The organism is Rhodococcus sp. G-MC3 (assembly GCF_030063335.1).
GTDB lineage: Bacteria > Actinomycetota > Actinomycetes > Mycobacteriales > Mycobacteriaceae > Rhodococcoides.
The window spans coordinates 177499-202461 of sequence record NZ_JASISW010000008.1 but is presented as its reverse complement, the minus strand read 5'-3'; the positions used below and the strand labels follow the sequence as shown (position 1 = coordinate 202461).

General features: G+C 62.7%; 26 protein-coding genes and 1 tRNA gene. 5 read left to right on the top strand and 22 right to left on the bottom strand.

What is annotated here, in order from left to right; all coding sequences use genetic code 11:
* Positions 1-484: 484 nt before the first annotated feature.
* The 5 genes from QMK17_RS11605 to QMK17_RS11585 all read right to left on the bottom strand — a co-directional run bounded on the left by QMK17_RS11605 (position 485) and on the right by QMK17_RS11585 (position 4588).
* Positions 485-560 (bottom strand) — tRNA-Ala (locus tag QMK17_RS11605).
* Positions 561-649: 89 nt separating this feature from the next.
* Entirely contained in the window at positions 650-1507 is an 858-nt protein-coding gene (gene sepX / locus QMK17_RS11600) for a divisome protein SepX/GlpR (protein ID WP_283509187.1), read from the bottom strand.
* Positions 1508-1646: 139 nt separating this feature from the next.
* Positions 1647-2294: a GNAT family N-acetyltransferase gene (locus tag QMK17_RS11595; protein WP_283509186.1), complete on the bottom strand. Its 648-nt coding sequence runs from the start codon at positions 2292-2294 to the stop codon at positions 1647-1649.
* 71 nt (positions 2295-2365) lie between these two features.
* Positions 2366-3625, bottom strand: a complete 1260-nt coding sequence (gene glp / locus QMK17_RS11590) for a molybdotransferase-like divisome protein Glp (RefSeq protein ID WP_283509184.1) — start codon at positions 3623-3625, stop codon at positions 2366-2368.
* A 33-nt stretch (positions 3626-3658) separates the two neighbouring features.
* A complete protein-coding gene (locus tag QMK17_RS11585; RefSeq protein ID WP_283509182.1) occupies positions 3659-4588 on the bottom strand; it encodes a UTP--glucose-1-phosphate uridylyltransferase in 930 nt (309 codons plus the stop codon).
* A gap of 78 nt (positions 4589-4666) precedes the next feature.
* Here QMK17_RS11585 and QMK17_RS11580 point away from each other — a divergent pair, with 78 nt between their 5' ends.
* From QMK17_RS11580 to QMK17_RS11570, 3 genes are all read left to right on the top strand, one after another.
* Positions 4667-5263, top strand: coding sequence for a 5-formyltetrahydrofolate cyclo-ligase (locus QMK17_RS11580; protein ID WP_283509181.1), 597 nt, complete (start codon positions 4667-4669; stop codon positions 5261-5263).
* A 159-nt stretch (positions 5264-5422) separates the two neighbouring features.
* Positions 5423-5767, top strand: a complete 345-nt coding sequence (locus QMK17_RS11575) for an FmdB family zinc ribbon protein (protein ID WP_283509180.1) — start codon at positions 5423-5425, stop codon at positions 5765-5767.
* Between the two features lie 89 nt (positions 5768-5856).
* Positions 5857-6513 (top strand): SAF domain-containing protein, encoded by a 657-nt coding sequence (locus QMK17_RS11570; RefSeq protein ID WP_283509179.1) that lies wholly within the window; start codon positions 5857-5859, stop codon positions 6511-6513.
* A gap of 13 nt (positions 6514-6526) precedes the next feature.
* Here the strand turns inward: QMK17_RS11570 and QMK17_RS11565 are convergent, their stop codons facing one another.
* Entirely contained in the window at positions 6527-7045 is a 519-nt protein-coding gene (locus QMK17_RS11565; protein WP_283509177.1) for a hypothetical protein, read from the bottom strand.
* Positions 7046-7310: 265 nt separating this feature from the next.
* Here QMK17_RS11565 and mscL point away from each other — a divergent pair, with 265 nt between their 5' ends.
* Complete coding sequence (gene mscL / locus QMK17_RS11560) at positions 7311-7796, top strand: large conductance mechanosensitive channel protein MscL (RefSeq protein WP_283509176.1); 486 nt, start codon at positions 7311-7313, stop codon at positions 7794-7796.
* Between the two features lie 110 nt (positions 7797-7906).
* Here mscL and QMK17_RS11555 read toward each other — a convergent pair whose 3' ends face one another.
* From QMK17_RS11555 to QMK17_RS11510, 9 genes are all read right to left on the bottom strand, one after another.
* Complete coding sequence (locus QMK17_RS11555) at positions 7907-8353, bottom strand: hypothetical protein (protein WP_283509175.1); 447 nt, start codon at positions 8351-8353, stop codon at positions 7907-7909.
* A gap of 142 nt (positions 8354-8495) precedes the next feature.
* Complete coding sequence (locus tag QMK17_RS11550; RefSeq protein WP_283509174.1) at positions 8496-9290, bottom strand: MspA family porin; 795 nt, start codon at positions 9288-9290, stop codon at positions 8496-8498.
* Between the two features lie 756 nt (positions 9291-10046).
* Positions 10047-10544 carry a MogA/MoaB family molybdenum cofactor biosynthesis protein gene (locus QMK17_RS11540; protein WP_283509328.1) on the bottom strand — a complete coding sequence of 166 codons (498 nt, stop codon included), beginning with the start codon at positions 10542-10544 and terminating at the stop codon, positions 10047-10049.
* An 89-nt stretch (positions 10545-10633) separates the two neighbouring features.
* Complete coding sequence (locus QMK17_RS11535; protein WP_283509171.1) at positions 10634-12172, bottom strand: S1C family serine protease; 1539 nt, start codon at positions 12170-12172, stop codon at positions 10634-10636.
* A gap of 104 nt (positions 12173-12276) precedes the next feature.
* Complete coding sequence (locus QMK17_RS11530; RefSeq protein ID WP_283509169.1) at positions 12277-13731, bottom strand: HAMP domain-containing sensor histidine kinase; 1455 nt, start codon at positions 13729-13731, stop codon at positions 12277-12279.
* A complete protein-coding gene (locus QMK17_RS11525) occupies positions 13731-14417 on the bottom strand; it encodes a response regulator transcription factor (protein ID WP_115965708.1) in 687 nt (228 codons plus the stop codon). Before QMK17_RS11525 ends, QMK17_RS11530 begins: the two co-directional genes overlap by 1 nt.
* Positions 14418-14463: 46 nt before the next feature.
* Positions 14464-15090 carry a trimeric intracellular cation channel family protein gene (locus tag QMK17_RS11520; protein ID WP_283509166.1) on the bottom strand — a complete coding sequence of 209 codons (627 nt, stop codon included), beginning with the start codon at positions 15088-15090 and terminating at the stop codon, positions 14464-14466.
* Between the two features lie 378 nt (positions 15091-15468).
* Entirely contained in the window at positions 15469-17394 is a 1926-nt protein-coding gene (locus QMK17_RS11515; protein ID WP_283509164.1) for an HNH endonuclease signature motif containing protein, read from the bottom strand.
* A 224-nt stretch (positions 17395-17618) separates the two neighbouring features.
* Complete coding sequence (locus QMK17_RS11510; protein WP_283509163.1) at positions 17619-18053, bottom strand: VOC family protein; 435 nt, start codon at positions 18051-18053, stop codon at positions 17619-17621.
* A 72-nt stretch (positions 18054-18125) separates the two neighbouring features.
* On the opposite strand from QMK17_RS11510, the gene QMK17_RS11505 reads away from it, so the two are divergent.
* Positions 18126-19145, top strand: a complete 1020-nt coding sequence (locus QMK17_RS11505; protein WP_283509161.1) for a magnesium and cobalt transport protein CorA — start codon at positions 18126-18128, stop codon at positions 19143-19145.
* On the opposite strand, the gene QMK17_RS11500 is transcribed toward QMK17_RS11505, so the two are convergent.
* The 7 genes from QMK17_RS11500 to mrf form a co-directional block, all read right to left on the bottom strand.
* The gene (locus QMK17_RS11500; RefSeq protein ID WP_283509159.1) at positions 19130-19603 is read right to left on the bottom strand and encodes a hypothetical protein; all 474 of its coding nucleotides are present in this window, start codon (positions 19601-19603) and stop codon (positions 19130-19132) included. The two genes, QMK17_RS11505 and QMK17_RS11500, sit on opposite strands and share 16 nt — an antisense overlap.
* Positions 19604-19634: 31 nt before the next feature.
* On the bottom strand, positions 19635-20816 hold the full coding sequence (locus QMK17_RS11495; protein ID WP_283509158.1) for an RtcB family protein: 1182 nt from the start codon (positions 20814-20816) through the stop codon (positions 19635-19637).
* 52 nt (positions 20817-20868) lie between these two features.
* The gene (locus tag QMK17_RS11490) at positions 20869-22017 is read right to left on the bottom strand and encodes a lipase family protein (protein WP_283509156.1); all 1149 of its coding nucleotides are present in this window, start codon (positions 22015-22017) and stop codon (positions 20869-20871) included.
* A gap of 47 nt (positions 22018-22064) precedes the next feature.
* Positions 22065-23129: a VIT1/CCC1 transporter family protein gene (locus QMK17_RS11485; protein WP_283509155.1), complete on the bottom strand. Its 1065-nt coding sequence runs from the start codon at positions 23127-23129 to the stop codon at positions 22065-22067.
* Between the two features lie 63 nt (positions 23130-23192).
* The gene (rpmF, locus tag QMK17_RS11480) at positions 23193-23360 is read right to left on the bottom strand and encodes a 50S ribosomal protein L32 (RefSeq protein ID WP_283509152.1); all 168 of its coding nucleotides are present in this window, start codon (positions 23358-23360) and stop codon (positions 23193-23195) included.
* Positions 23361-23363: 3 nt separating this feature from the next.
* Positions 23364-23624: a type B 50S ribosomal protein L31 gene (locus QMK17_RS11475; RefSeq protein WP_283509150.1), complete on the bottom strand. Its 261-nt coding sequence runs from the start codon at positions 23622-23624 to the stop codon at positions 23364-23366.
* Positions 23621-24871, bottom strand: coding sequence for a ribosome hibernation factor-recruiting GTPase MRF (gene mrf / locus QMK17_RS11470; protein ID WP_283509327.1), 1251 nt, complete (start codon positions 24869-24871; stop codon positions 23621-23623). Before mrf ends, QMK17_RS11475 begins: the two co-directional genes overlap by 4 nt.
* Between the last annotated feature and the right edge of the window lie 92 nt (positions 24872-24963).

Genomic DNA, 24963 nt, shown 5'->3' with positions numbered 1-24963 from the left:
CACATACCCGCGGCGAATCGCCGTCGATCGACCGGTGGCGGCAGCCGCAACCGCCAACACAGGTACCGGGGAGGTCGGCGCCGCAAGCATGCGGTCGACGGAATATCCGCATTCCGTTTTCGGAAATCAATTCTTCGACCGGAATCGGACTTGCAGAGATGAATTCTTCGGTCGAGAACCGACGGTTTCACACCGATACCGGCCAAATCTTTCGTCTACGCGATCAGAACGGTGGCGAAGCCTGGTTCGATGCCGTATCAATACACACGGTGGTTCGGCAATCGGCCATTCCACCTGTCTTGCACAAGACGCCGCCAACGCATCAAGGAGCTTTTCCAACATGGATTTCTTCGCCTGGATCGACAGCATCATCACCACCGGTAGCTCCGCAGGCAGTTCGCTGATCGACAGCATCTTCGGGCGTCTCTGACCCCTGGCATTGCGAGAAAAGGCCCGGCCGACAATGTCGACCGGGCCTTCTTCGTGGTGGAGCTGAGGGGAATCGAACCCCTGACCTTCTCGATGCGAACGAGACGCGCTACCAACTGCGCCACAGCCCCGAGCGATTGTTCGAACCGCTGTCCTACGAACCGCTGTCCTACGAACCGCTGGGCAAAACCCTATCAAAGGGTCCGCGGCACTCCGAACTTCAGGCCCCCGATGCCCGACGCACGTTGTTGTCGGTCGGCGCTGCGGCCTGGAACGGCTCCTCGTAGTGGTCGAGGTGATCGAATTCCGGATCGTCATCGTCGATTTCGAGCACGACTGCACCGGGACGACGCAGACGCTGCGGGACGAGTTCCAGCTCCTCGTCGGTACGCGATTCCACTCCGAGCCGGGAACGGCCCATGCGAGTCATTCGCCTGCGGCGAATTTCCTGCTCGATCTGCACTTGCCTACGGAGGTAGGACATGTAGCCGGCGAGTGCGAGTACGGCCAGTCCGCACACCCACCAGAGCAACGTAGTCATGATGACTGCGAGAGCTGCCGAGGTGATTGCCGCGAACACCAGAGCCAACACTGCTCGCTGCCGGAACGAATACCGGGCCGCTCTGGCAATGGCGTCGGCTTCGGGGTCGAACCCTCCGCGCCCGCGGCGAGTCGGTACGTACTCTCCCGCGACCTCGTCGTTCCGGTCACGTTCGTCTGGCCGATCGATCGTGTCGGTCTCTGCGTGAGTGTCCATAGGGTCCTCCGCCTTGCTTTTCGAGGCTTTGAAGTTCGAAGCTTCGCTCCCGAGACGGTCGGCGCTCGGTGCGGTGCGCCCGAAGACGACGCTGGCAGGTGCCGACACCCTCTCGTCGTACTCAGGTCGCCAATCAGGGTCGCTCGCATGCCCGGAGGCAGGTCCGCGAACGGGTTTCTTCGTGCCGCCGCGATGCAGTACGCGGGTAGCGAGGGCGATGTCGGATGTCTGCATGATGCGGGGGCGCTTGCTCATCATCATCGGGAGCAGGACGAACACCCAGACCGCGACCAGACCGATCCAAATGATCGAGTTGGGCATCTCGGCGCTCTCCTTCCAAACAAACTACGTACATCGGTGACGTGATCAGGCTATGCGGAAGGTGCTGCCGGACAGAGTAGACGCGCCGACCTGAATTACACACACGTCACTTTAGTCACATGCGTCTCGAGAACGAACGTTAAGCCCAGGCTGCGCGGCCGGTCCGCACCAAGCGGTCGGCGACGCTGCCCTGCACCTCGTTGGAGGTGATGGCAACGAGAAGGTGATCTCTCCACCGCCCGTCGACGTCGAGGTAATTTTTGAGCAAGCCTTCTTGGCGGAAACCAACATTCCGCAACACGGCCTGGCTCGCAAAGTTCTCCGGACGGACTGTTGCTTCCACGCGATGAAGCCCGACGTCGCCGAAACAGTGGTCGAGTCCAAGCGCGAGCGCTGCCGTCGCGACGCCGCGGCCGTTGACCTCCTTGGCCACCCAATATCCGATCCACGCCGATCGCAGCGCACCACGAACAATGTTCCCGGTGGTGATCTGGCCACAGAAATTGCCGTCCACCTCGATCGCCATCGGCAGCATGTGGCCTTTGCGTGCCTCGGACTTGAGTCCGGAGAGGAGGCCCGGCCACGAGGAAATGTGATGGCGAGCAGACCACGAACCCTCGCCGGTCGGTTCCCACGGTTCCAGATGTTGCTGGTCCGACAACCGAATTCGGCTCCACGCGGCCCCATCTCGCAAACGCACGGGCCGAACAGTGACGGTACCGGCGGCAACGGTCAGAGGACCCAACTTCGCTGGCCAACCAGGGTGGCTCGACCACGTTCGCGACATCAGACGAGATTAGCCCGTACGCACAACAGCACCGACAAAGCGCCCCAGCAGGGCGCACTCGATCGAGCCACTTATCCGCGTTGAGCGAGGAACGACACAGACACTTCTTCACCCGTCCGAATCTCGGTCACGTCAGGATCGACGACGACGAGGCAGTTGGCCTCGGCCAGCGTCGCGAGCAGGTGCGAGGACGCACCAGGCGCACCGCCGAGTGCCTGCACCAAGTATTCGCCGGTTTCCTCGTCGCGCATGAGCTGGCCGCGCAAATATCCCTTGCGCTCCTCGATAGACGTGATGGGCGCGACGGTGCGCGCGGTCACAGTACGACGCATCGGTTGCCTGCGACCGAGAGCGATGCGAATGAGCGGGCGAACCATCACCTCGAACACCACGAGGGCACTCACGGGGTTGGCGGGAAGGAGAAACGTCGGTACCTCGTCACGGCCGAGCTGGCCGAAGCCCTGCACCGAACCGGGATGCATGGCCACTCGCTCGACTTCGAGGTCACCGAGATCGGACAAGGCTTCACGGACGCCGTCGGACGCGCCGCCACCGACTGCCCCGGCGATGACGACGATCTCGGAGCGAATGAGCTGGCCCTCGACCACTTCGCGTAGTCGCTTCGGGTCGGTGCTGACGATTCCGACGCGGTTGACGTCGGCGCCGGCATCACGCGCAGCAGCAGCGAGCGCGTACGAGTTGACGTCGTAGACCTGCCCTGGACCCGGCGTTCGGTCGGTGTCGACCAGTTCGCCGCCGACAGAGATCACGGACAGTCGCGGGCGCGGATGCACCAGCACCTTGTCGCGCCCCACCGCGGCCAACAGTCCGACCTGCGCCGCGCCGATGATGGTTCCTGCACGAACAGCGACGTCGCCCGGTTGGACGTCGTCCCCGATCTTGCGGACGTAGTCGCCCGAGCGCACCGGTCGGTAGACCTTGACCCGAGCACGGCCACCGTCGGTGCGATCCATCGGAAGGACTGCGTCGGCGAGGGTCGGAAGCGGGGCACCGGTGTCCACGCGAACGGCCTGGCGCGGCTGAAGACGGATCGGCTGCCGTGATCCGGCACTAACCTCGCCGACGACCGGCAAGGTGAGCTCGATGCGTTCGTCGTCCTCGTTGCGCAGGTCTGTTCCGGCGGCGGACACATCGACGCTGCGCACGGCGTAACCATCGATCGCTGCCTGATCGAACCCCGGTAGCGGCCGCTCGGTGACGACCTCTTCCGCGCACAGCAATCCCTGCGCTTCCGAGATCGCGACTCGCACAGGCCGCGGTGCAACTGCAGCGGCAGTCACCCTGGTCTGCTGATCCTCAACCGAGCGCATCTGGCCCTTCCTCTATCTCTTTCGCAAACGGGCCTATTCGTACTTGGTGAGTTGCGGCGCCCAATCGTCACTGAGTCTTTCGGTCAGCCACTCCCGCAACGACGGACCGTAATCATCACGTTCGAGTGCAAAGTCAACCGCAGCGCGCAGGTATCCCCCGGGATTTCCGAGGTCGTGTCGGGGTCCGCGATGGACGACCACGTGAACGGGGTGGCCCTCTGCGATGAGCAAAGCGATGGCGTCGGTCAGCTGCAGCTCGCCGCCCGCGCCCGGCTCGATCTTGCGCAGTGCATCGAAAATCGCACGGTCCAGCAGGTAGCGGCCCGCCGCAGCGAAGAGCGACGGGGCGTCTTCACGCTTCGGCTTCTCCACCATGCCGGTGACTTTCAATACGTTCGGGTTCACCGCGTCGGGCACCGTCTCGACTTCGAAGACTCCATATGCCGAGACGTTCTCCTCGGGCACCTCGAATGCGCACAGCACCGTGCCGCCGCGCTTGGCTCTCACGCGAGACATCACGTCGAGCACTCCGCGCGGAAGCACGAGATCATCGGGGAGGAGAACTGCGACGGCACTCTCGTCGTCGTCGAGTACTTCCTCCGCGCACGCAACGGCGTCGCCGAGTCCGAGCGGCTCGGCTTGGACAACGGACTGAACGTCGAGGAGAGCCGGAGCAACTCTGACCTTCTCGAGCATCTTCAGCTTGCCGCTCTTCTCGAGCTTGGTCTCGAGAACGAGATCTTCGACGAAGTGTGCGACGACGCCGTCTTTACCGGGTGAGGTGACGATGACCAGTCGCTCAGCACCGGAATCGGCGGCTTCACCTGCGACGAGTTCGATTCCCGGAGTGTCGACGACCGGCAGCAATTCCTTCGGAACCGTCTTCGTGGCCGGGAGGAAGCGAGTTCCCATGCCCGCTGCCGGAACGATCGCAGTCCGAAATTGCCGTACGGCTTCTGTCATGTGCCCACCCTATCCATGCTCGCTGCGGATCCTGTCCGCGTGTGGTGACTGTTCCCTGTGGTGCTTAAGCTCGAAACCATGACGCCTGGTGATTCCGTGACGCCGCTGTCCAAATCGGAGTGGCGGCGACACATCCTTGCCTCGCGTCGCTCTGTCGATGCGCTCGTGCGCGCCGAGGAATCTCTGAAACTGTGTCATGCCGCAGCAAGATCGGCTCGGGGAACTCGTGCGGTTGCGGCCTACATCCCCGTCGGAAGCGAGCCCGGATCACTCGATCTCCTCGACGCCCTCCGCGTGGAGACCCCCATGGTGCTCGTGCCGATCGCGCGCGAACCAGGCCCTTTGCATTGGGCAGAATACACAGGTCGAGACGGTCTTCGAGCGGCTCCCTATGGATTGTCCGAGCCGACCGGAGCGGTACTGGACCCGGTGACGCTGAAGCAGTGTTCCGTTGTGTTCGTTCCTGCTCTTGCCGTCGACTTTCGGGGAGTTCGCCTGGGACGAGGGGCTGGTTTCTACGACAGGACGCTCGATGTCGTCGAACCCGATGTGCCGATCGTGGCGATAGTGCGCGACGGGGAATTGGTCGAGAAACTTCCCGAGGAGCCACACGATCGCCGTGCTTCGCACGCCCTTACGCCGGGCCGGGGTCTGGTGACGCTCGGCCGGGAATAGCCGTCCGAATGGCTGCGTTGGCACTCATGACTGTAGAGTGCTAATGCTCTCTCCTGTGAGTGAAGTTTCAGACTATTTTCGGCACACCAAAGGTCTCGACCCGAGTACCACCCCGCGGCGAATCTCATTGGTGACCAGTGGACCAGCGGAGGAACATCGATGCCCACCTATTCGTATGCATGTACCGAATGTGACAACAAGTTCGACATCGTGCAGTCGTTCAGTGAGGACTCACTGACCGTGTGCCCGCAGTGCACCGGCAAATTGCGCAAGCTGTTCAACTCCGTCGGCATCGTGTTCAAGGGCAGCGGATTCTATCGCACCGACAGCCGCGGCGGATCGAACACCGTCAGCGAAAGCGCTGGCGAATCCAAGAGCGAGACCAAGACCGAGACCAAGACCGAGACCAAACCTGCGAAGACCGAAGCGAGCAGCTCGAGCAGCAGTTCCTCTACTTCCTCGACGACGAGCTCGACGCCGTCGAAGGCCGCAGCAAGCTCGTAAATACACAGTTGTCCACAGGCCCCGGCTCTATCCACAGCCGGGGCCTGTTCTGCATCCTTGTGCCGCGCCGTCGACGCTAGCGTGCTCCCATGCCGCGCAGACCCTCCCGCCTCGACACCACGCTGCTCGACCGAATCATTGTTCGCCCGGGCTGGACCAGGACGATTCTGCTTCGAAGACTCGGGGCAGGTGCACTCGCTCTGGCAGCGGTGGTGCTGTACGTGCAGGACGCTGCCGCAGCCGACCGTGTTTCGGTGGTGGTCGCCGCCCGTGATCTGAAGCCAGGGATCAAGCTGGAGGCAGGCGATGTGCGCATCGCCGAGTACTCCCCCGCGATCGTTCCGGCCGGAGCCGTCGTGGACGTGGGCGACGTTCTCACTCACACCGTCGCGGGGCCGATCCGAGCCGGGGAGCCGTTGACCGATCTACGCCTGCTGTCGTCACGACTGGCCGAGTCCGCTGTGGAAGGTCAGGATGCCCGCGTCGTCCCCATCAGGTTGACCGATGCCGGTGTGACGGACCTGCTCCGGGCCGGTGACACCGTCGATGTCCTGACTGTCGGCGGAACCGACGACGACCGACGCGCCAGACTCCTCGCATCGAACGCTGTCGTGGTCCTGGTATCTCCCGAGGATGCGCGACGGAATCAACGCGATCGCGTAGTGCTGGTGGCCATGTCTCCCGAGGATGCGACGACGGTGGCGGCGTCTTCGCTCATCGATTCGCTGACGGTGACACTGCACTGATGGCGATGCTGCACTAGCTGCTTGCGGCCAACCCGGTGTCGCGGTTTTCTGCCGGCTCGGATTCGGAGACCTCGACCGACGGAGTTTCGAGGTGGCCGACGAAGGTCGCGAAGTCGGTGAACACGAGGGCGCCGATGGTGTCGGTGAACACGATTCGGACACCGAAGACATCGGTGTCGTCGGCGGATTCGTGGGTCTCGATGAAAACATCGCTGTGCAGGGTGTCGTCGGAGCGCATCGGGCGGTGCTCGATCACTCGCTGATCGGACAACCGGAGGACGTAGGAGTCGAAGTCCGCAAATACATCCCGTACGACGTGCAGAGCAGCGGAGGTTCCGAGGTTCCGGTACGCCTCGAATCGGTGCGCGTAGTCCTCGACGGATGCCTGCGTGGGGAACATCCACAGCAACGCGGAACGATCCGCGAGTGCGGCAGACGGATCGTGATACTGCGAAAGCCTGTGCCGTGCGCCGAGCACCTTGTCGATCCACTCGCTCGACGGCGCTGAATCAGCGGCTCTGTGACGACTCATAAACGCATGATATCCCGCGTGGGCGTGAGAAGACGAATCTTAGTATTGCTCACAATACGACAAGCCCTAGTCCTGATCGTTACTTCGCCGATCGCGGGGTTCAGCCGAACCGTCCCGTACTGCGAAATAGCAAACCAGCGTCATTTCCCAGCAACCAACGCAGTCGAGGGCGACGGTCAGGGCCTCGCCCAAATCCCAGCAGCGCCCTCTATTCGACTAACCTTTCGACAACCATAGAAGCGCGTCAAGCAATCAAGGAGCGCCCATGCTTAAAGGATTCAAGGATTTTCTACTCCGCGGCAACGTTGTCGATCTGGCAGTCGCAGTCGTTGTCGGCGCTGCATTCACCGCCATTGTGACAGCCTTCACAACCAACATCGTCAATCCACTGGTGGCGGCACTCGGCGGCTCGAACGAGTACGGCTGGGGGTTCCAAATCACTTCCAGCGCAGAGACATTCATCAACGTCGGAGCGGTGATCACTGCAGTGATCAACTTCGCGATAATCGCTGCAGTGGTGTACTTCGTGCTCATCGTGCCGGTCAATACCGCCAAAAAACGTTTCGTGAGCTCACCGGAAAAAGAACTCAGCGATGTGGACGTGCTTGTCCAGATCAGAGACATTCTCGCAGGCGGCACGACGGCAGGCAGAAAGATTTCCACACCTGCCGATGACACTGGCGGTAGCGGTGAAGCAATCGAGGGCGGCGCGGCCGACCTCGACAAGTCAGGTCAGCACAGCAGGGAATAAGCGCTTCCTCGAGCGATCAGACGCACAATGGCCGATTGAACGGGCAACAACTTACCCGCTCAATCGGCCTTGTCAATTACTCCGAGAACGCCATGCGCCTTGGAGCGATCTCAGTTCGAAAAAGAAGTCAACGGAAGCTCGTCGAGCGTAATAGCGGTCCCATCGGACTCACAGGCCGACGCAATCGCTTTCGCGTTGGCAACATACGCCTTGCCGGATTCACTGTCGGTATCGGACAGACTGAGAGTGTCTTCGGGCAGACCGTCGACGAATTTGGTCAGAGACTCGGACACCGACCCGGTTGCGGTCGCCGGCAAGGCGTGAAGCCTGTCGATCGCCTCACCTTTGGCTGCGGTCCATGCGTCGATACCGTCCGCTGTGCCGGGGCCGGTCTTGAGGAGTCCGACGAACTCATTCTGATCGGAGGCGAAAGCGGTGCACGCCTCGACGTTCTCAGCCGCCGTATCGGTATCTCCGTCGCTGCTGCAACCTGAAATCAATGCCAACGCAGCTACAGCGCTGACGGCAAGAACATTGAACCGGATCTTGGAACGCATCTTTCCCAGAGGCCTCTCGATTGAACTGAACATACTGCGTCGAAACATACTGCGCCGAACATAGACTCAGGCCCGCACGGACGAACCGCGCGGGCCTGAGCTTTTTAAGTTGTTACACCGTGCTACAACGGATCGGAAAGGATCAGTTGAGGCGAACGGCAGGACCGTACGTCGTGATGACGTCACCGGCGCTGCTCAGGAGGGTCGCGTACGGACGAACCGTAACGTTGCCCAAGACTCCGGTAGCCGTACCGTGGAGGCCAGCGACCTGAACGGAGCCGGCTGCGCCTGCTGCATCGCCCTCGGTGTTCGAGATATCAGCAGACTCGTTGTACGTAGCGATTGCGCTTTCGGACTGAACGACGCCCGAGCCGGTGCCCAAGTCGAGGGTGGCGGTGGCCTGCGGAATCAGCTGAACGCCGACGTCCAATGCCGAAGTGCTTTTGGCTTCGCCCGCGATGGGAATGTTGCCGAGGCCATCGAGTACGTCTCCGCTGGCAATATCGCCCGCTGTTGTCTCGAAGCCAGCTGTCGTCTCATTGCTCGAACCGATTCCCAGATCAACGCTCGGCGAGGCCCACTCGATTTCGACCTTACCGCCGATGCTCATCGGGTAGCCGATCTGCAGGCCCATCTTGAGAGTGCCTTCGAAGTCGTCGGCAGTCGGTCCCTGCACGTCGAACGACGCGCGTCCGTCGTAGAACCACTCACGGGTGATCGGGCTGCCGTCGAGAGGCGCGACGCCGCTGACGAAGGAGTCGGACAAGCTCAGCACAACGGTGTTGCCAGCCCCGTCGACGATGCTCTTGGAGCTGTCGACAGCGGCGGACGCGGTACCGGTACCGAGCACCAGGCCGACAACCGAAGCGCCGGCAATGATCGCTGCGCTTGTGGACTTCAGTCCACGGCTGCGCCGCGGCTTCTGGATCTCCGTCATTTACTTCCTCATCATGTTCAGTCCCAGCGATATCGCACGGGAAGCTTGTGGCTTTTCACCCTCGGATCGCGACGGCAGCATTGCCGAGAATCCCCGAGCAGAACTTGATCCTTGGATCAGGCTCACCTTAAAGTTCCGGCAGCGCGGGGTGGAACGTGTTGCTACACGCCCTCGTTGTCGGAAGCTGAGGGGAACATTAGAGGAAGTACCGGATCGAGACAATCCCTACGAATTGCCATCACACATGCCTGAATTGTGATGTGTTTCGTGCGTGTGAACAGCCTTCACACCTAACTGAGCGGTAACCCACGTCACACAAAATGCCGCCGTTGCCGATCCGTTACTAACCTCACCGTCAAGTAAAGGCAGCCTGAAATGCGGAGACGTTCGGCTGCGACCCCATCCGCGACGGCACCGGCTCCGAAGGGCGGGCTGAAAATGCATCTGATCCGAAGCCTGCTTTGCCTGGCATTCGACGCCGCAGCGCTAACGGCAAGTAAACGAACGACTAACAAATATGTGATTCAAGCAAACTAAATGTGTCGTGGATCACATTACGTGTGGTGAGGTGGCCGCTCGCTCGTGAACCAATCGTCGGATCGAGCGTCTGCTCCATCAGGCTTGTCGTCACCCGTCGATTCGGGTAGGACGTCACCGAATATACGAGCGAGCCGGGCCCGTTGCTGCTGGGCCCGGCTCACATCGTCGTGCTGTTGTTCTGTACTGCCCTGTTCGTCGTGACTCGGCATTGCCGTCTCAGGCGTCCAAACCGGAGAGTTCCGAGATGACCTGGGCCGCCAATGGGGTCAGCGTCGCCATCCCGTCGCGGATCGCAGCGCGTGAGGACGCGAGATTCACCACCAGGGTGCTGCCGGAGACTCCTACGAGGCCACGAGAGAGACCGGCGTCCAACGAACCTGCCGCGAGCCCTGAAGACCTCAGCGCTTCGCTGATGCCGGGGATTTCGCGGTCGAGCACCTCGGCGGTGACATCCGGGGTGACGTCTCGGGGCGAGACGCCGGTGCCGCCGATCGACACCACGAGGTCCACACCACCGATGACTGCGGTGTTCAGAGCGTTGCGAACATCCACCTCGTCCGAGGTGACCGCCACTACGCCGTCCACCAAGAACCCTGCTTCGGTGAGAAGTTCCGTCACCAAGGGGCCGGTCGAATCCTTATCGCTACTGTGCGCGGTCCGATCGTCCACGATCACGACCAACGCCCGCCCAGCCAGAGGTGCCTCTAGTTCCATACTGCCTACCGTAGTAGTAGCCCCCTGCTGGGACTCGCGCTGTCCGTAAATAGTTGCCACGGTGGCGAGAAAATCAGTGTCGACGATCATCAGCGGCCACCGGGGAATCCGGGGATCTGAAGCGGCGACTGCTCCGACGGAGCCTGTTCCTTCGTCGGCGCCTGGACCGCCGCGGTCTGCGCTTCGGCCGTACCAAGCGTGACGTCCGCGGTCTTGGCGGCGCCACCGTCGGTGTAGGTGATGGTGACGGAGTCGCCGGGGGCGTGGGATCGCACGGCCGCGATGAGCGCGTCACCGGTTGCAATCACACGATCATCGACCTTGGTGATCACTGCGCCCTTGGGAATCCCCGCCGATGCGGCCGGTCCGCCCTCGGTGACCTCGACGACCGTCGCCCCGTTGGCTTCGTCCTTGGACGGCACCTGAACACCGATCATTGCCTGCGTGGCCTTGCCAGTGGTGCTCAACTCGTCGGCGATGCGCTTGGCCTGATCGACGGGAATGGCGAACCCGAGTCCGATCGACCCGCTCTGAGTGCCAGAAGACTCGCTGCCACCGAGGGATGCAATAGCAGTGTTGATGCCAATCAACTGTCCTTCGGTGTTGACCAACGCGCCGCCGGAGTTGCCCGGGTTGATTGCCGCGTCGGTCTGGATGGCGTCGATCACCGAGTTCTGGTTGCCGGATTCGCCACTGGTAGATACCGGGCGGTTCAATGAGGACACGATGCCCGTCGTCACTGTGCCGGCGAGACCGAGAGGCGAACCGATAGCCACGACCTGCTGGCCAACCTCGAGGTTCGCCGACGAGCCCAACTCGATAGGCGTCAGGCCGGATTTGCCGGCGACCTTGATAACTGCCATGTCGGACACCGCATCGGCTCCGACGAGTGTCGCATCGGCAGTCGATCCGTCAGAGAAGGCAACGGTGAGCTTGCCGTTCGCGCCGGCTCCGGTCGCGACGTGATTGTTCGTCAGGATCAAGCCGTCGGACGAGAGGATCACGCCGGAACCTTCGCCCTCGGCCTGACTTCCTGTGACCTGAATCTGCACAACACTCGGCAGCACCTTATTCGCCACTGCCTGAATTGAACCGTCGGGGAAGTTCGCTGCCGGTTGCGCGGCAGTGATCGTGGAGTTCAGCGAATTGGTTGCAGGGCCAGAACCTTCGGTGCCTCCGGCAGCCAAAACGCCTACAGCGCCGCCAATTCCGCCACCGACGAGCACCAATGCAATGGCGCCTGCCGCGAGGGTTGCCCTGCCTGGTCGACGCTTCAGCGCCGCGGGTGCCTGCTGCGCACCGTCGAACTGCTGAGGAGCTGCGTGAGCCTGAGGATTCGCATGCTGCTGCTGGCCGTACCCGTAGTTCTGCTCATAGGGGTTCTGGCCGTAGTGGTTTTGACCGTAGTGACCGGATGGCTGCGGCCCAGATTCAGCATGCTGCTGGCCCTGCTGTCCGTACTGCTGCGTGGGGAACTGCTGGGTCGCATGCTGATCGTGTTGCTGCGTCTGATTCTCAGCTGCCGGATGCTGGCCGGTTGGATTCTGGGCGGTTGGATTCTGCTGGGTAGGGTTGTTCTGGGAGTCAGCAGAGTCGTTCTGCTCGGAGTCTCTACGGTCGTCGGTCATCTGCAGTCGCTTCTTTCACTAGAAACCTCGTGGAATTCGAGGTCACCCGCCTTGTTACCGATAACTTTGCCTGGTCGTACTGAGAGCGTCCTGAGATGTACCTATCAGTTTGCCGTGACTATGGTCTCGACGTTGTCGAGGTCCGGTGCAGGTTCCCCGGGCAGCACGATCCGGATGAGCGCGCCTCCGCGATCGGACACTTCCACTGCGATGGTGCCACCGTGTTTCACGACCACCTGACGCACGATCGCAAGCCCGAGACCCGAACCCGGCATGGAGCGCGACGCCGTCGAACGATAGAACCGCTCGAACACCAACTCGCGATCTTCCTCGGGGATACCTGGGCCCGCGTCGTCGACCGTCAGTTCCAGAAGGCCGTCGCCGATCCTGCGCATCACCACGCGTACCTCGCCGCCCGTCGGACTCCACTTGGCTGCGTTGTCGAGGACGTTCAGTACTGCCCGTGAGAGACCCGCCTGGTCGCCGTAGACGAACCACGGCTCCAGCGTTGCGTCGAAATCGATCTCGTTGCGCCTTCGCCGAACCCGCTCGAGACTGCGCTCGACTGCATCCGCAAAGTCAACGCGCTCGAAGACTGTCTCGGGCGCATCCTCCCGCGCGAGGTCGACCAGATCGCCTACGAGAGTGGAGAGTTCTTGGATCTGCGCGACCACATCTGTGCGCAGTTCTGCCATGTCCTCGTCCGGGATCGACGGTGCACCAGGACGTCCCGAAGCGATCAACAACTCCATGTTGGTGCGCAGCGAAGTCAGCGGAGTGCGCAGTTCGTGTCCAGCGTCGGCAACGAGGCGACTCTGACGACCTCGCGACTCGGCCAACGCGCGCAACATCGTGTTGAAACTCTCGGTGAGACGCGCCAATTCGTCGTCGCCGGTCACCGGGATAGGAGTCAGGTCGTCGGTTCGCGCTACCCGTTCAGCGGCCGCGGTCAATCGTGCGATCGGCCGCAGACCCGTGCGGCCCACTGCCATTCCGGCACCAGCGGCCAAGACCACGCCACAGGCACCGACGATCAGCAGCACCCAGGCCAACCGGTCGAGCACCTCACCCGTCGGCGTAAGTCGTTGCGCAATAATGATTGTGCTGCCGTCCTGCGTGCGCTGACTCAGCACTCGTTGATCGTCGACGGTTCTGAGTGAAAGATCCGAGACACCTTTGGCGACCGCTATCTCCGGGTCGCCTATCGGCACCTTCGAGCCGGGAGGGACGTACTTCGTCAGGTCGGGGAAGATCAACGCCACCGACACGTCGGTGCTGTACAGCGTTGCGCCCGCGACGTACCGAGGGTCGAAGGTCACGACGTTGCTGTTGATCAGCGCGTCGGCGCGGCTACGGAGTTGAGTGTCCACATCTCCATACAGCGCCCGCGACACCACCGCGTATGCGGCGATTGCCATGACCGCAACCGCGATTGCCACGACGGAGGCAGCAAGCAGCGTCACTCGCCACCTCAATGACACTGTGCGCGTCAACGGCATGGGCGGACGCATTACCGAAGGATCCGCTCCTAAGGGCTTTCGAGTAAGAGGAGCAACCATTACGGAGGAGTCTCACGAAGTACGTAGCCGACGCCGCGGACCGTGTGAATCAGCCGGGTCTCGCCTTCAGCCTCTGTCTTTCGACGCAGGTATCCGACGTACACCTCGAGGGCGTTGCCCGACGTCGGGAAGTCGTAACCCCACACTTCTTCGAGGATGCGACTGCGGGTGAGCACGCGACGCGGATTCATCATCAGCATTTCCATGAGCGAGAACTCGGTGCGTGTCAGGCTGATGGACCGTTCGCCGCGGGTGACCTCACGGGTAACCGGGTCGAGCGAGAGATCGGCGAATGTCATCGCCTCCGAATCAGCGTCCGCATCCATCGCTGTGCGGCGGAGCAGAGCACGAAGACGCGCCAGCAGTTCTTCGAGCGCGAAGGGCTTGGGTAGGTAATCGTCGGCACCGGCGTCGAGACCCGCTACCCGCTCCGAGACCGAATCGCGGGCGGTGAGAACGAGGATAGGAAGGTCGTCGCCAGTACTCCGCAGCCGACGGCACACTTCGAGGCCGTCGAGCCGAGGCATCATCACGTCCAACACCAGAGCGTCGGGGCGCGAAGCTGCCACTTTTTCGAGTGCGTCGAGACCGTCTACCGCCTGCTCGACCGTGTAACCGTTGAAGGTGAGCGACCTACGAAGCGAGTCCCGAACCGCTCGATCGTCGTCGACTACCAGAATGCGCATTGTCCTAGTTTGGACTGACGGACTGAGATATGTCTGAGAAGGGTCCCTATGTCACCTGATCATCTGCTGGCAGTCGGCTGGCAATGGGGAGATTCCAGCGCCTCCAGAGCGCGAGAAGGCGCAGCCCGGTAGCGAGGACGGTGCCGATGATCAAACCCAGATTGCCTGCCCATCCCACCCCATTGGCTACGGCCACCGCGGTGCTTCCGATCAATGCCGGCACTGCATAGAGGTCACGACGGAGAAGCAGCGGAACCTCGTTGACCAGGACGTCCCTGATGACGCCGCCCGCGACGGCCGTCGTCGCACCGATCAGGCACGCGGACAGCGAGCTACCGCCGTTCGCGAGCGCGATGCTCGCGCCGGTCGAGGCGAACAGGCCCATACCGAACGCGTCGAACAGTAGAACGCCTCGCCACACGCGGTCGATGACCGGGTGGGCGACGAACACCAGCAACGATGAGGCGAAGGCCACCGTCAGGTTCGGCCACTGGTCGAGCGACACCGGTGGGTGGATGCCGAGCAGCAGATCGCGGATGATGCCGCCGCCGATGCCCGTCGTTATCCCGACGACGCAGACTCCGAACAGGTCGAGGCGCTTCTTGACGCCGATCAGCGCACCTGAGGCCGCGAACGCCACGATTCCCACATAACCCAGCACATCGACGAGCACGGGCTAAGGATTCCATGCCCCCGTCGGCCGGGCTCTCGATACCCGTTGCCAAGTCGCGACGTCGGAACCGAATCGTCCTGACAGCATCCAAACCAAGAACGGCAACGAAGGTGAGCCGCCGCACGTGAGATCGCCGAGCGCGATGCGTTGGCCGGCAGTCTCGACAACGGATCGATTGCTTCCCGGATATGGAGGCAACGAACGGCAGTGGTCGTCGAACAGGACTCTGCGGGCGAATGAGCTTTGTCGCACCGTTCAGCTGACTTGAACCGGTCTGCTTGCGCGTCTTTTCGGCGGCGTTGTGCGTCGCAGGTGCTCTCATTTACGTCGCAGTGCAGGCTCGCTCCTTCAGAGATCGTCGGATCCCGCTACCTGCGGTCAGAAGGGTGGGGGTTCGGCGTTCTTGCGGAGTTTTCGGATGGTGTTGTGTTCGCGGAATCGTCTTCGCAGTAATCGGATTCGGGTGCGGGCAGCATCGGTTTCCGCGGCGCGTTGATCGGCGGCGGTCGGCTCCGGTGTGTCGGTGGACATGTGTTTCTCCCACCAGGTCGGTGCCTTGATATCGGGTTCCGGCTCTACGGTTTTTCGTCCTCGTTTGCGGCTGCGCGGCGGTGCGGGGCAGCCGAGCCGCGGCAGCGTGATCGATCGGATCCCGGTGCGGCTCGTCCACAGAATCGCACCACCGGCAAGGTAGGCGACAGTCCAGAGCTTCGAGGTTTTCAGTTGATGATGCCCCCCACACGCCGGATGCAGATTCGTCTCGATACTCCACCCACCCCGCGCCGGGTTGTCGTGATCGAAAGGAACGATGTGATCGAGTTGGCAGCGCGCCGCAGGGACCGCGCAGCCAGGATGGGTGCACGTGCGATAACGCATCCGCACGCGCGCGGCCACTTCGGCGCCGGGCTTGTAGGTCAACGCACCGGGCGGTGGTGCGGTGAGTCCGCCGTGCCCGCCGGGAAAGACCCCGGCCGCCAGTGCCGGGTCCTTCCCGATCGCCGCCAGTAGCACGGCGACCGCGTGGGCGCGGGCAGCATCGCTGGCCGTACCCTTCCCGCGGGCCGGAGGCCGATTCGGTGAACCGGCAGTACGTTTCGGCCGGGCCGGGACTGTCGCTGCACGGCGTATCCGGCCCCGAAAGATCAGACGCGGAACCCTGATCCCACCCCGCAACCCACCTCCGGCGGGTGTATCGGTCGGCGTCGCCTCAGGACCATCGGTCGGTTTCGCCTCAGGTGTCTCGGTACCGGACTTCTCTGCCCCACTGCCGTTTCCAGTGCTGCCGTGTCCGGTGCTGTCGGAGTCACTGTTGCGGGCATCGAGAGCAACCACCAACTCCGTCAACAATGCTTGCCACCGAGCATCCTCGGCCAACACCCGCGCCACCTCGGCATCGAGCGCAGTCCCATCCGCCAACCGCGCCGGCGTCGAAGTCAACCCCAACAGTGTCTCCACATCGATCTGAATCTGCAGAAGATGCCCACGCCGACCATCCACCAGATCCGCCACCCCGAACTGCGGGCACTGCTCACCGAGATCGCACGCGCATTCGAGCGCATGCTCACCATGAATCAACGCCAACAATCCATCCGCCCGCAACTGCACCGCCGGCCGCGGATCCCGCCCGCACACCGTCCCGGCGATCTCCTCCACCAACGCCTGCGCCTCCGCGCCCTCGATATCGGTGAGCGTCGCCTTCAGCACCGAGGACCCGTCACCCTCGCAGCGCAGGGACACTCCGCGGGCAGCCTTGACGGCCGACCCCTTCGCCGCGCGAGCCTCCTCCTCGTCGTACTCGGCCCACAACGCCCACAGTTCCAACTTCAACGACCGCGGACCCCACACTTCCGCTGCCGCGACCGCCTCGAACTCGAGAGCTTTGATCGTCGCATCGCACGCCTTGCCCAGTACCCGCGCGATCACCTGCGTCCGCGCCCAATCCAAATTTCCGTACACGAACCGCACCGCCGTCAACGGCAACCGATCCAGCACCGATCCTGTCTCCACGAACGGCCGCGCCACCATCTGCGAGACATTGAGCCCTGCTGCGATCTCGCACACCACCGACCGCATCACCGTCGCCGGATCCCCGCCCTCGTCTTCGGCGGCAGCGAGACGGATCTCGGTGACCTCACACACCGACTCCACCACCCGCGCCCGCGCGATGTTCTCCGCCACCCGGCATCGAGCGGTAAACCCGATCAACCCCGCCGACACCGCGTCGTCGACGGCCCGAGCGCAGGCAGCATCAACCCCCGCCGAACCACCCGCGGCGTCCCCCGCCGAAACCCCTGTATCGAACATACGTTCGAGACTACTCGGCGGCACCGACAAGAACGCGGCACGGAATCGAGCCCCGGCGCGAACTGAGGTCCGAGATGATCAATGGCACTCAACCGACAGAAAATGCGTTCGAAAAAACCCCACCACCGACCGATTCGCAAGCGATGAGAAGAGTGCCTCCGCACGACCGTCAGGAAGCCGCAGAGAACCTTGCGCACTCGCGGAAATCCGCCCAGGGACGACAATCAGAGTTCACTCAGCTGCACCTTTCCGTCGGCATCGACACTCCACCCCGGGTTGTGGCAGACCTCCCAGATCACCCCGTTCGGATCCGCGAAATGCCCGTTGTACCCGCCGAACGCTGCCTTCTGAGGTTGCTTGATCAGAGTCCCGCCAGCTGCAACTGCAGCCGCAACCGTCTGATCCACTTCGGCCGGGCCATCGACGTTGTGGGAGAGCGTCAGGCCGCTCACCGCGGCAGGTTCACCATCCCGGCCCAGGTCCTCGGTGAACTTCTGGGCGTCGAACAGACCCAGCACCAGGCCCGATGCGATCTGGAAGAAAATGATCTCCCCCGGCACATCCAGCAGCGGGGTCCAGCCGAGCCCGTCCCGATAGAAGGACCGGGAAGCATCGACGTCGGGCGTGGCAAGGGTGAGAAAATCTATTCGCTGGTCCATACCCCATTCTGGCCCGGGGGACCACAATCTGGAAGGCTTGAAAGCGAAACTCCGAGAGTAAAGGCTGGGTGCATGTTGACGATCGTCGACAACGCTGTCTACGTCGATGGCAAACGAACCGCGAATCCGGACGATCTGGCATCCACCTTCGAGATCATGCGTGATCGTCACGGAATGGCGTGGATCGGGCTGTACCGGCCCGGAGTAGATGAAATAAACTCTGTAGCAGTCGAATTCGGGCTACACCGCCTGGTCGTGGAAGATGCCATTGCGGCACACCAGAGACCCAAACTCGAACGCTACGACGACCAATTGTTCGTCGTGCTGCGGCCTGCGCGGTATATCGACGAGACCGAAAAGGTCGAATTCGGAGAATTGCACGTATTTCTCGGTTCCGACTTCGTCATCACCATTCGCCATGCGGAGTCGCCGGAGCTGGCCACCGTACGGACGCGCCTGGAAGAGAACCCAGACCTCCTGAAACTTGGCACCGAGGCAGTGCTCTACGCGATCCTCGACCAGATCGTCGACGAATATCAGCCCGTCGTCGAAGGCCTGCAGAACGACATCGACGAGATCGAGGATCAGCTCTTCTCGCGCGACCCCTCCGTCTCACGACGCATCTATACGCTCTCGCGTGAAGTGACCGAATTCCAGCGCGCGGCAGCACCGTTGGTGTCGATGATCGAATCGCTGAAGCGGGGCGAAGACAAGTACGACGTCGACCTCGAACTGCAACGCAACCTGCGCGACGTCCTCGATCACTGCGTACACATTGCCGAACGAGTCGACTCCTTTCGCGTGAACTTGCAGAATGCGCTGCAGGTCAATGCGACACTCGTCGGGCAGCAGCAGAACGAAGAAATGCGGGCCATGACGCAGGTGAGCCTCGACCAGTCCGAGCAGACGAAAAAAATCTCCTCCTGGGGCGCAATCTTGTTCGCGCCCTCCCTGGTCGCTGCGATCTATGGCATGAACTTCGAGGACATGCCAGAACTGAAGTGGCACTTGGGCTATCCACTCGCCATCACGCTGATGGTTCTCTGCTCCAGCGGGCTGTACCTCGTGTTCAAACGTCAGAAGTGGTTGTGAAGACGCCGAACTCTGCGATTATGCGGAATGTAGAGACTGGCAGTGATCAGCATCATGAATGCGAAGACGGCAACGATGGGCAGAGGCCACGGAATCGAATCATCGAAAGTGAGTATCACCGCTCCGATTCCAGCAAGCGACGACCCCAGCATCGACAATAGATCGGTGCTGTGCGGCTGAACTTCCTGTCGGCCCCACCAGCGAATCAAATTGGTGCGATTCTCGCGCAGTTCTCGAAAGATCGATGCCGTGAAAAGGCCGCACCCTCCGATTACCAACACACCCGCAATGACCGACGCGGTCGGCGAACCCCCACGTAACGAGGAGCTCGCCACCACTGTCACGACGACGAGTAGCACTACCGCGCCGCGTTTCCACAACGGCGCCGGGCTCGGTCCCTCCGGTTGAACACTGACCGGCCGCATGGGCGGGAAATCCTCCATGCCCGACCCTCTCATACCGATCGGTCTCCTGCGGCGCAGCCGCTGATCAGGTCCCCTTGACGTTGAGAATCTGCCGCAGCTCGTGCTCGATGGTCACCAGATCCGACGCGTCGGCCATCACCACGTCGATGTCCTTGTACGAGTCAGGAATCTCGTCGACGAACTCCTCGCCGTCACGGAACTCGATGCCCACCATCCGGTTCCGCAAGTCCTCCAGCGTGAACCGCTTCCTGGCCTCGGTCCTCGAGAACCTCCGCCCCGCGCCGTGCGGAGCCGAGCACAGCCCGGACGCACTTCCCTTACCGATCACGACGTAGGACCGCGTCCCCATCGAGCCGGGGATGATCGCCTTGACACCCTCGTGCGCATCGACCGCGCCCTTACGGGTCAGCCACACGTCCTTCTTCGCGTGCGTCTCCTTCACGGTGTAATTGTGATGACAATTCACCCTTTCGAGCTCCAGGTGATTCTCGGTCCCCATCCACCGCGCGAACACAGCACCGAACCGGTCCATCATCTCGGCTCGATTCAGGTACGCAAACCTCTGCGCCCACCTGAGATCCTTGATGTACCTGCTGAACTCAGGCGTTCCCTCGGGGAGGTATGCAAGATCCTTGTTCGGCAGATCGATCCACCACTGCGCGCACAACCGCTGCGCGATCTTGATGTGCTTCTGCGCGATCTTGTTTCCGACACCGCGGCTTCCACTGTGCAGGAACAGCCACACCTGATCGGTCTCGTCGAGGCACATTTCGATGAAATGATTGCCCGAGCCAAGCGATCCGAGCTGCTCACGCCACTTCGGCGAGTGCGACAGATCGACACTGTTCGCCGCGGCCATTCCCTCCAACTCCGCCAGCTTCGGCGCTGTGAAATCCCACGCGTGGACGTCGGCGTTGTAGTTACCCATCGACAGCGGAATACTTGCCTCGATTGCGAGACGCAATACCGACAGATCACGGCCGCCGACGTCGGACTTGGTGAATCCTGTTCGCACACCGATCATTCCGCAACCGATATCGACGCCCACCGCGGCCGGAATGACCGCCCCGAGTGTTGGAATCACGGTCCCCACGGCACTGCCCATGCCACTGTGGGCGTCGGGCATCAGTGCGAGGTGGGGATGGACGAACGGCATCGACGCGGTCTCCCGCGCCTGAGCCAGTGCATTGTCGTCGAGATGAGAAGCCCAATTCAGCAGCTTCGAGCCCGCCTTCTTCGGGGGCATGATGATTCCTCTCAGCCCCCTGCGGTATCAAAGTTGCAAAGCCGAGGAGGCGCTAGTCGAAAAGTTGTTTCACGAACGGAAGAGAATCCGTTTGTGATTGCAGCATTGCGCCGCTGTGATCACTGGGATAGGTGTGCAGGGTGACGTCCTGCCCGTTGGCCTTCATCTGCGCCACCAACGAAAGAGCAGCAGGCGCAGGCACATCCGTATCCAACAAGCCCTGAGCGATGAACACCGGTCGGTCGTACCCACGCGTCGGGACGCCCATGTAGTCGTTCAGCAAGCCGTAGAAATTCGGGATCTGGTTCAGCGGTCTGGAGAACAAGTCGCCCGTGACGAGCCCATCGAATTCTTCTTCGGCGTCGAGCACACACAGCGTCTCGGCCTTGTCCACGGTTTCTCGGCCCTCGTCAGTGAGATACGCGTTGATGTTGACCTCCGGGTGCGCCGCACGCAGGCCCGACAGGATGTACAGCGCATACGTCGTCAGGCCTTTGCTCAGCGAAATCGGCAAGAAGCCGGGACCAGCGGGCAGCAACGCAAGTTCGATGTTCGCCGGAACGCCGGTGCCGACCGCGCCGCGATAATCGAGTCCGGGACCGCCATATTCCGTCGCGTAGCGAGCTGTGATGATCGCCGCTCCTCCGCCCTGCGACTGCCCGACGGCAACCCACTTGTTCGACAGGGATGCCTCCACCGCACGCGATGCCTTCACTGAATCGACGACGCTGTGCGCCTCAACTTTGCCGTCGAGATACGGCATGATCCCCGCAGTCCCGAGGCCGACGTAGTCCGTCGCTGCGATCGCATATCCCTGACCCAACCAGGCTCCCAGGTACTGCCGATCACGCGCGGGGTCGGCTGGCCCGACGAGCGAGGGCGCGCAGTTGTCGTCGACACCGGAAGTGCCGTGAGCCCAGCCGATGACCGGCCAGCCGTCCTCGGGCGCAGTACCTTCGGGGACGAAGAACGCGCCGGTGCTCAGCGCGGGCAACCCATCCGAACCGATGGTCCAATACGTGATTCGCTTCGCTTCCGCCGCGCCGGGCAGCCACAGTTCGGAGGCGAGCTCCTCGACATCCACGATGGTGCCGGGTGCAGTGTCCTCGGCCGACGCGGCACCCGGGCCGACGATGAAACCGGTGGCGACGAGAGCAGCCGTCACGCAGGCGGCGGCGAGGGCCCGGGAGGAGAAGAACATGTGAGCACAGTAGCGTCCACCGAGCCTTCAGCGCACCTGATTTTCTGTCAGACGCCCCCGCCGAAAAGAGCACCGAGCAGATAGGTCGCGCCTGCCGCACCGTAGCCGATGGCGAGCTGCCTCAGCGCGCGTTTGACGGGCGGGCCTCCGCTGAGCAGTCCAACAATCAGGCCGGTCCCGATAAGCGCGATTCCAACCAGCACTGCTGCAACGACAAGCGCCGCAACACCTTCGAGTCCGACAAGATATGGCAGCACGGGGATGACCGCACCGGAGGCGAAGAAGCAGAAGCTGGCTACCGCGGCACCGAGCCCAGTCCCGACGGCTTCGTGGTCATCCTCGGCAGCCTCCATCGCGTCGTCGGACGTCAGGTGTGCGAGCACCCCGGACGCTTTCGCTTCGGCCACGTCCACGGACATCCCTCGGGCTCGGTAGACCAACGCCAATTCGTTGGCGTCGACATCGAGATGCTGGACCGCCTCGCACGCCGAACCCGCGGGTGACGACGCCTCGAGCAGCTCGCGTTGGGACCGCACCGAGACGTACTCCCCCGCTCCCATCGACAACGCTCCCGCGAGCAGGCCGGCGAGACCGGTCACCAGGATGATGTGGTTGGAGACCCCGCTCCCGCTGATACCGAGAACCAGAGCGAGGTTGCTGACGAGTCCGTCGTTCGCCCCGAACACGGCCGCTCTGAACGTGCCGGACAGGCGGTTTCGGCCGCGTGCAGCGAGACCTCGTACCACCTCGGCGTGGATCTGCTCGTCGGCGATCATCGCCTCGGTGGCGCCGAGTTCGGCTGTGTACGGGGACCTCGACTCTGCGCGCTGCGCAAGGGCGAGCACGAAGACAGACCCGAACCGCCGGGCCAGGACACCGAGAAGTCGCGATCGGATGTCCCCGCGCAACGGCATGCCCACGCGATCACCCAGAAGTGACCGCCAATGGTCTTCGTGCCGTTCCTCCGCAGCTGCGAGTGCGAGCAGAATTTCACGCTCTTCGCCTGAACGCCTGCCTGCGAGGTCGCGGTAGACAGCGGCCTCGGCTCGCTCGTCGGCAAGATACTGCCGCCAGCGTTTGATGTCCTTGCTGGACGGGGCGGGATCGACCATCAGGTCAACTTACCGCGCCCCGTCCAGGTGAACGGAAATACGTCGCAGGGGACGTATTTCCACTCACCTGGGGTCGAAGACCCCCATCTGCACCGCTTTCACAAGCCGTCGAGGAACACGAAATTGCTGGCCGCCGACGTTCACGGGCACGAGATCAGGCGCAACAGCCTTCCACTGCGCTCGCCGGCTACGGGTGTTGGAACGCGACATCTTCCGTTTCGGAACAGCCATGACTCAGATGTCCTTCCTGGTGCGGCGCCCGTAGCGCTTCTCGAACTTCTCTACGCGCCCCTGGGTGTCCATGATGCGCGTCGCACCGGTCCAGAACGGGTGCGATTCGCTGGTGACGTCAACGATCACCAGCGGATAAGTGTTGCCGTCCTCCCAATCGACCTCGCGGGCGCTCGTTATGGTGGAGCGGGTGAGGAACTGGGTCCCCGTTCCCGCATCCTGGAAGACCACCGGGTGGTAGTCGGGGTGAATTCCTGCCTTCATTCTGTTGCCTCTCTCTTCTGGTCCGAGTACGGGGACTCGCTTGTTTCACAGGGGTCTTCATGCCATTGACCGAACGGGTCGTTCCAGTCCGCCCAGGCCGGGGGGTCGAGCATCTCGTCGTCGGACACCAACGCCCACTGCAGGGTTCGATCGATCTCGGTCGGGTCGGCGGCGTGCACCAGAATCACGAGCGAGGTATCGCGGTCACCGAACGTCTCGTCCCACCGCAGCGCCGCCATCGCCCGACGGGCCGTGTCGATCCCGTCCTGTTCCTCGGGTGTCATCGCCGCGAGCCACGTGCCCGCGCTCGCGACGCGAAGCCCACCGCCGGCCGATTCGATCCACAGGGCCTCGTCGGGTTGTGTTGCCACCCATGCCCGTCCACGCGCGGTGACGACGCCGTCGAGCAGCACGTCGATCGCTTCGTGCAACCGCTCGGGATGAAACGGCCGGTTCGCGGTGAACTCGACAAGGGACACTCCGCAATCGGCGGTCAGCGGCGGTTGGCCACGAAGCAACGGAGAGTGCGCGTCGGTGATCGCACCTTTTCTGGCATCGAATGGAACAGCCGCCAGTAGCGCTTCGACATCGAGTTCGTCGGTCGGCCCGACCCAAGCAACAGGAGCGCCCGGTGCGAGACGGGCGAGTACCGCATTCAGTTTCGCTCGCTCCCACCCGTCGACCTCGGGTCCTGCGGTCACGACGACGGCGTCGGCGTAATCGACCTGCCCGACGACTACCTGCGCGACAGTCCGATCATCGTCACCGCTTGCGACGATGCCGCGGTCGGCGAGCCCGTCATCGCCGGTGGCATCGGCGAGCCAGGTAGCGGCGTCGAGACAGTCGATGACGGCGTCGATACGGACATCCCGAGAGGCGGAGCCATCGATCTGTCCGACCACGCCGGTGATGACGACGTTCTCGATTGCCCAGCACAGAGCCTCCGGTTCCAACGCTGGGTCCATGGCGAGCACGACGCGTTCGACGGAGCTTCGAGTCGCGAGCTTGCGGAGGAGTGGCAGCAAATCCTCGCGCAGTGTGCAGGACACGCAGCCGTGCGCGAGTTCGAGGATCGTTTCGCGCGGCGCCTCGCCTGCGATGTAGATCGTTCTGCGGACGACGCCTTCGTAGACGCGGCCGAGGTCGTGCTTGACCGCGACGGTGCCCGGCGTGAGCAGTGAGCCCACGACGCCGTCCATGGCTCCGGTCCAACCGGACACGAGTACGAGTGGCGTACGACCGTCCACGGGGAGATTCACGAGCACCCTTCTTGTTGGCAACGATTGTCATTCCTTCTCATGGCACGCTACATTCGCAACAGCACTTTGTCGAAAACGAT

Coding starts and splice junctions, on each gene's coding strand:
- sepX (WP_283509187.1), bottom strand. CDS start 1,507: ATGCCCAACTCGATCATTTGGATCGGTCTGGTCGCGGTCTGGGTGTTC.
- QMK17_RS11595 (WP_283509186.1), bottom strand. CDS start 2,294: ATGTCGCGAACGTGGTCGAGCCACCCTGGTTGGCCAGCGAAGTTGGGT.
- glp (WP_283509184.1), bottom strand. CDS start 3,625: ATGCGCTCGGTTGAGGATCAGCAGACCAGGGTGACTGCCGCTGCAGTT.
- QMK17_RS11585 (WP_283509182.1), bottom strand. CDS start 4,588: ATGACAGAAGCCGTACGGCAATTTCGGACTGCGATCGTTCCGGCAGCG.
- QMK17_RS11580 (WP_283509181.1), top strand. CDS start 4,667: ATGACGCCTGGTGATTCCGTGACGCCGCTGTCCAAATCGGAGTGGCGG.
- QMK17_RS11575 (WP_283509180.1), top strand. CDS start 5,423: ATGCCCACCTATTCGTATGCATGTACCGAATGTGACAACAAGTTCGAC.
- QMK17_RS11570 (WP_283509179.1), top strand. CDS start 5,857: ATGCCGCGCAGACCCTCCCGCCTCGACACCACGCTGCTCGACCGAATC.
- QMK17_RS11565 (WP_283509177.1), bottom strand. CDS start 7,045: ATGAGTCGTCACAGAGCCGCTGATTCAGCGCCGTCGAGCGAGTGGATC.
- mscL (WP_283509176.1), top strand. CDS start 7,311: ATGCTTAAAGGATTCAAGGATTTTCTACTCCGCGGCAACGTTGTCGAT.
- QMK17_RS11555 (WP_283509175.1), bottom strand. CDS start 8,353: ATGCGTTCCAAGATCCGGTTCAATGTTCTTGCCGTCAGCGCTGTAGCT.
- QMK17_RS11550 (WP_283509174.1), bottom strand. CDS start 9,290: ATGACGGAGATCCAGAAGCCGCGGCGCAGCCGTGGACTGAAGTCCACA.
- QMK17_RS11540 (WP_283509328.1), bottom strand. CDS start 10,544: ATGGAACTAGAGGCACCTCTGGCTGGGCGGGCGTTGGTCGTGATCGTG.
- QMK17_RS11535 (WP_283509171.1), bottom strand. CDS start 12,172: ATGACCGACGACCGTAGAGACTCCGAGCAGAACGACTCTGCTGACTCC.
- QMK17_RS11530 (WP_283509169.1), bottom strand. CDS start 13,731: ATGGTTGCTCCTCTTACTCGAAAGCCCTTAGGAGCGGATCCTTCGGTA.
- QMK17_RS11525 (WP_115965708.1), bottom strand. CDS start 14,417: ATGCGCATTCTGGTAGTCGACGACGATCGAGCGGTTCGGGACTCGCTT.
- QMK17_RS11515 (WP_283509164.1), bottom strand. CDS start 17,394: ATGTTCGATACAGGGGTTTCGGCGGGGGACGCCGCGGGTGGTTCGGCG.
- QMK17_RS11510 (WP_283509163.1), bottom strand. CDS start 18,053: ATGGACCAGCGAATAGATTTTCTCACCCTTGCCACGCCCGACGTCGAT.
- QMK17_RS11505 (WP_283509161.1), top strand. CDS start 18,126: ATGTTGACGATCGTCGACAACGCTGTCTACGTCGATGGCAAACGAACC.
- QMK17_RS11500 (WP_283509159.1), bottom strand. CDS start 19,603: ATGAGAGGGTCGGGCATGGAGGATTTCCCGCCCATGCGGCCGGTCAGT.
- QMK17_RS11495 (WP_283509158.1), bottom strand. CDS start 20,816: ATGCCCCCGAAGAAGGCGGGCTCGAAGCTGCTGAATTGGGCTTCTCAT.
- QMK17_RS11490 (WP_283509156.1), bottom strand. CDS start 22,017: ATGTTCTTCTCCTCCCGGGCCCTCGCCGCCGCCTGCGTGACGGCTGCT.
- QMK17_RS11485 (WP_283509155.1), bottom strand. CDS start 23,129: ATGGTCGATCCCGCCCCGTCCAGCAAGGACATCAAACGCTGGCGGCAG.
- rpmF (WP_283509152.1), bottom strand. CDS start 23,360: ATGGCTGTTCCGAAACGGAAGATGTCGCGTTCCAACACCCGTAGCCGG.
- QMK17_RS11475 (WP_283509150.1), bottom strand. CDS start 23,624: ATGAAGGCAGGAATTCACCCCGACTACCACCCGGTGGTCTTCCAGGAT.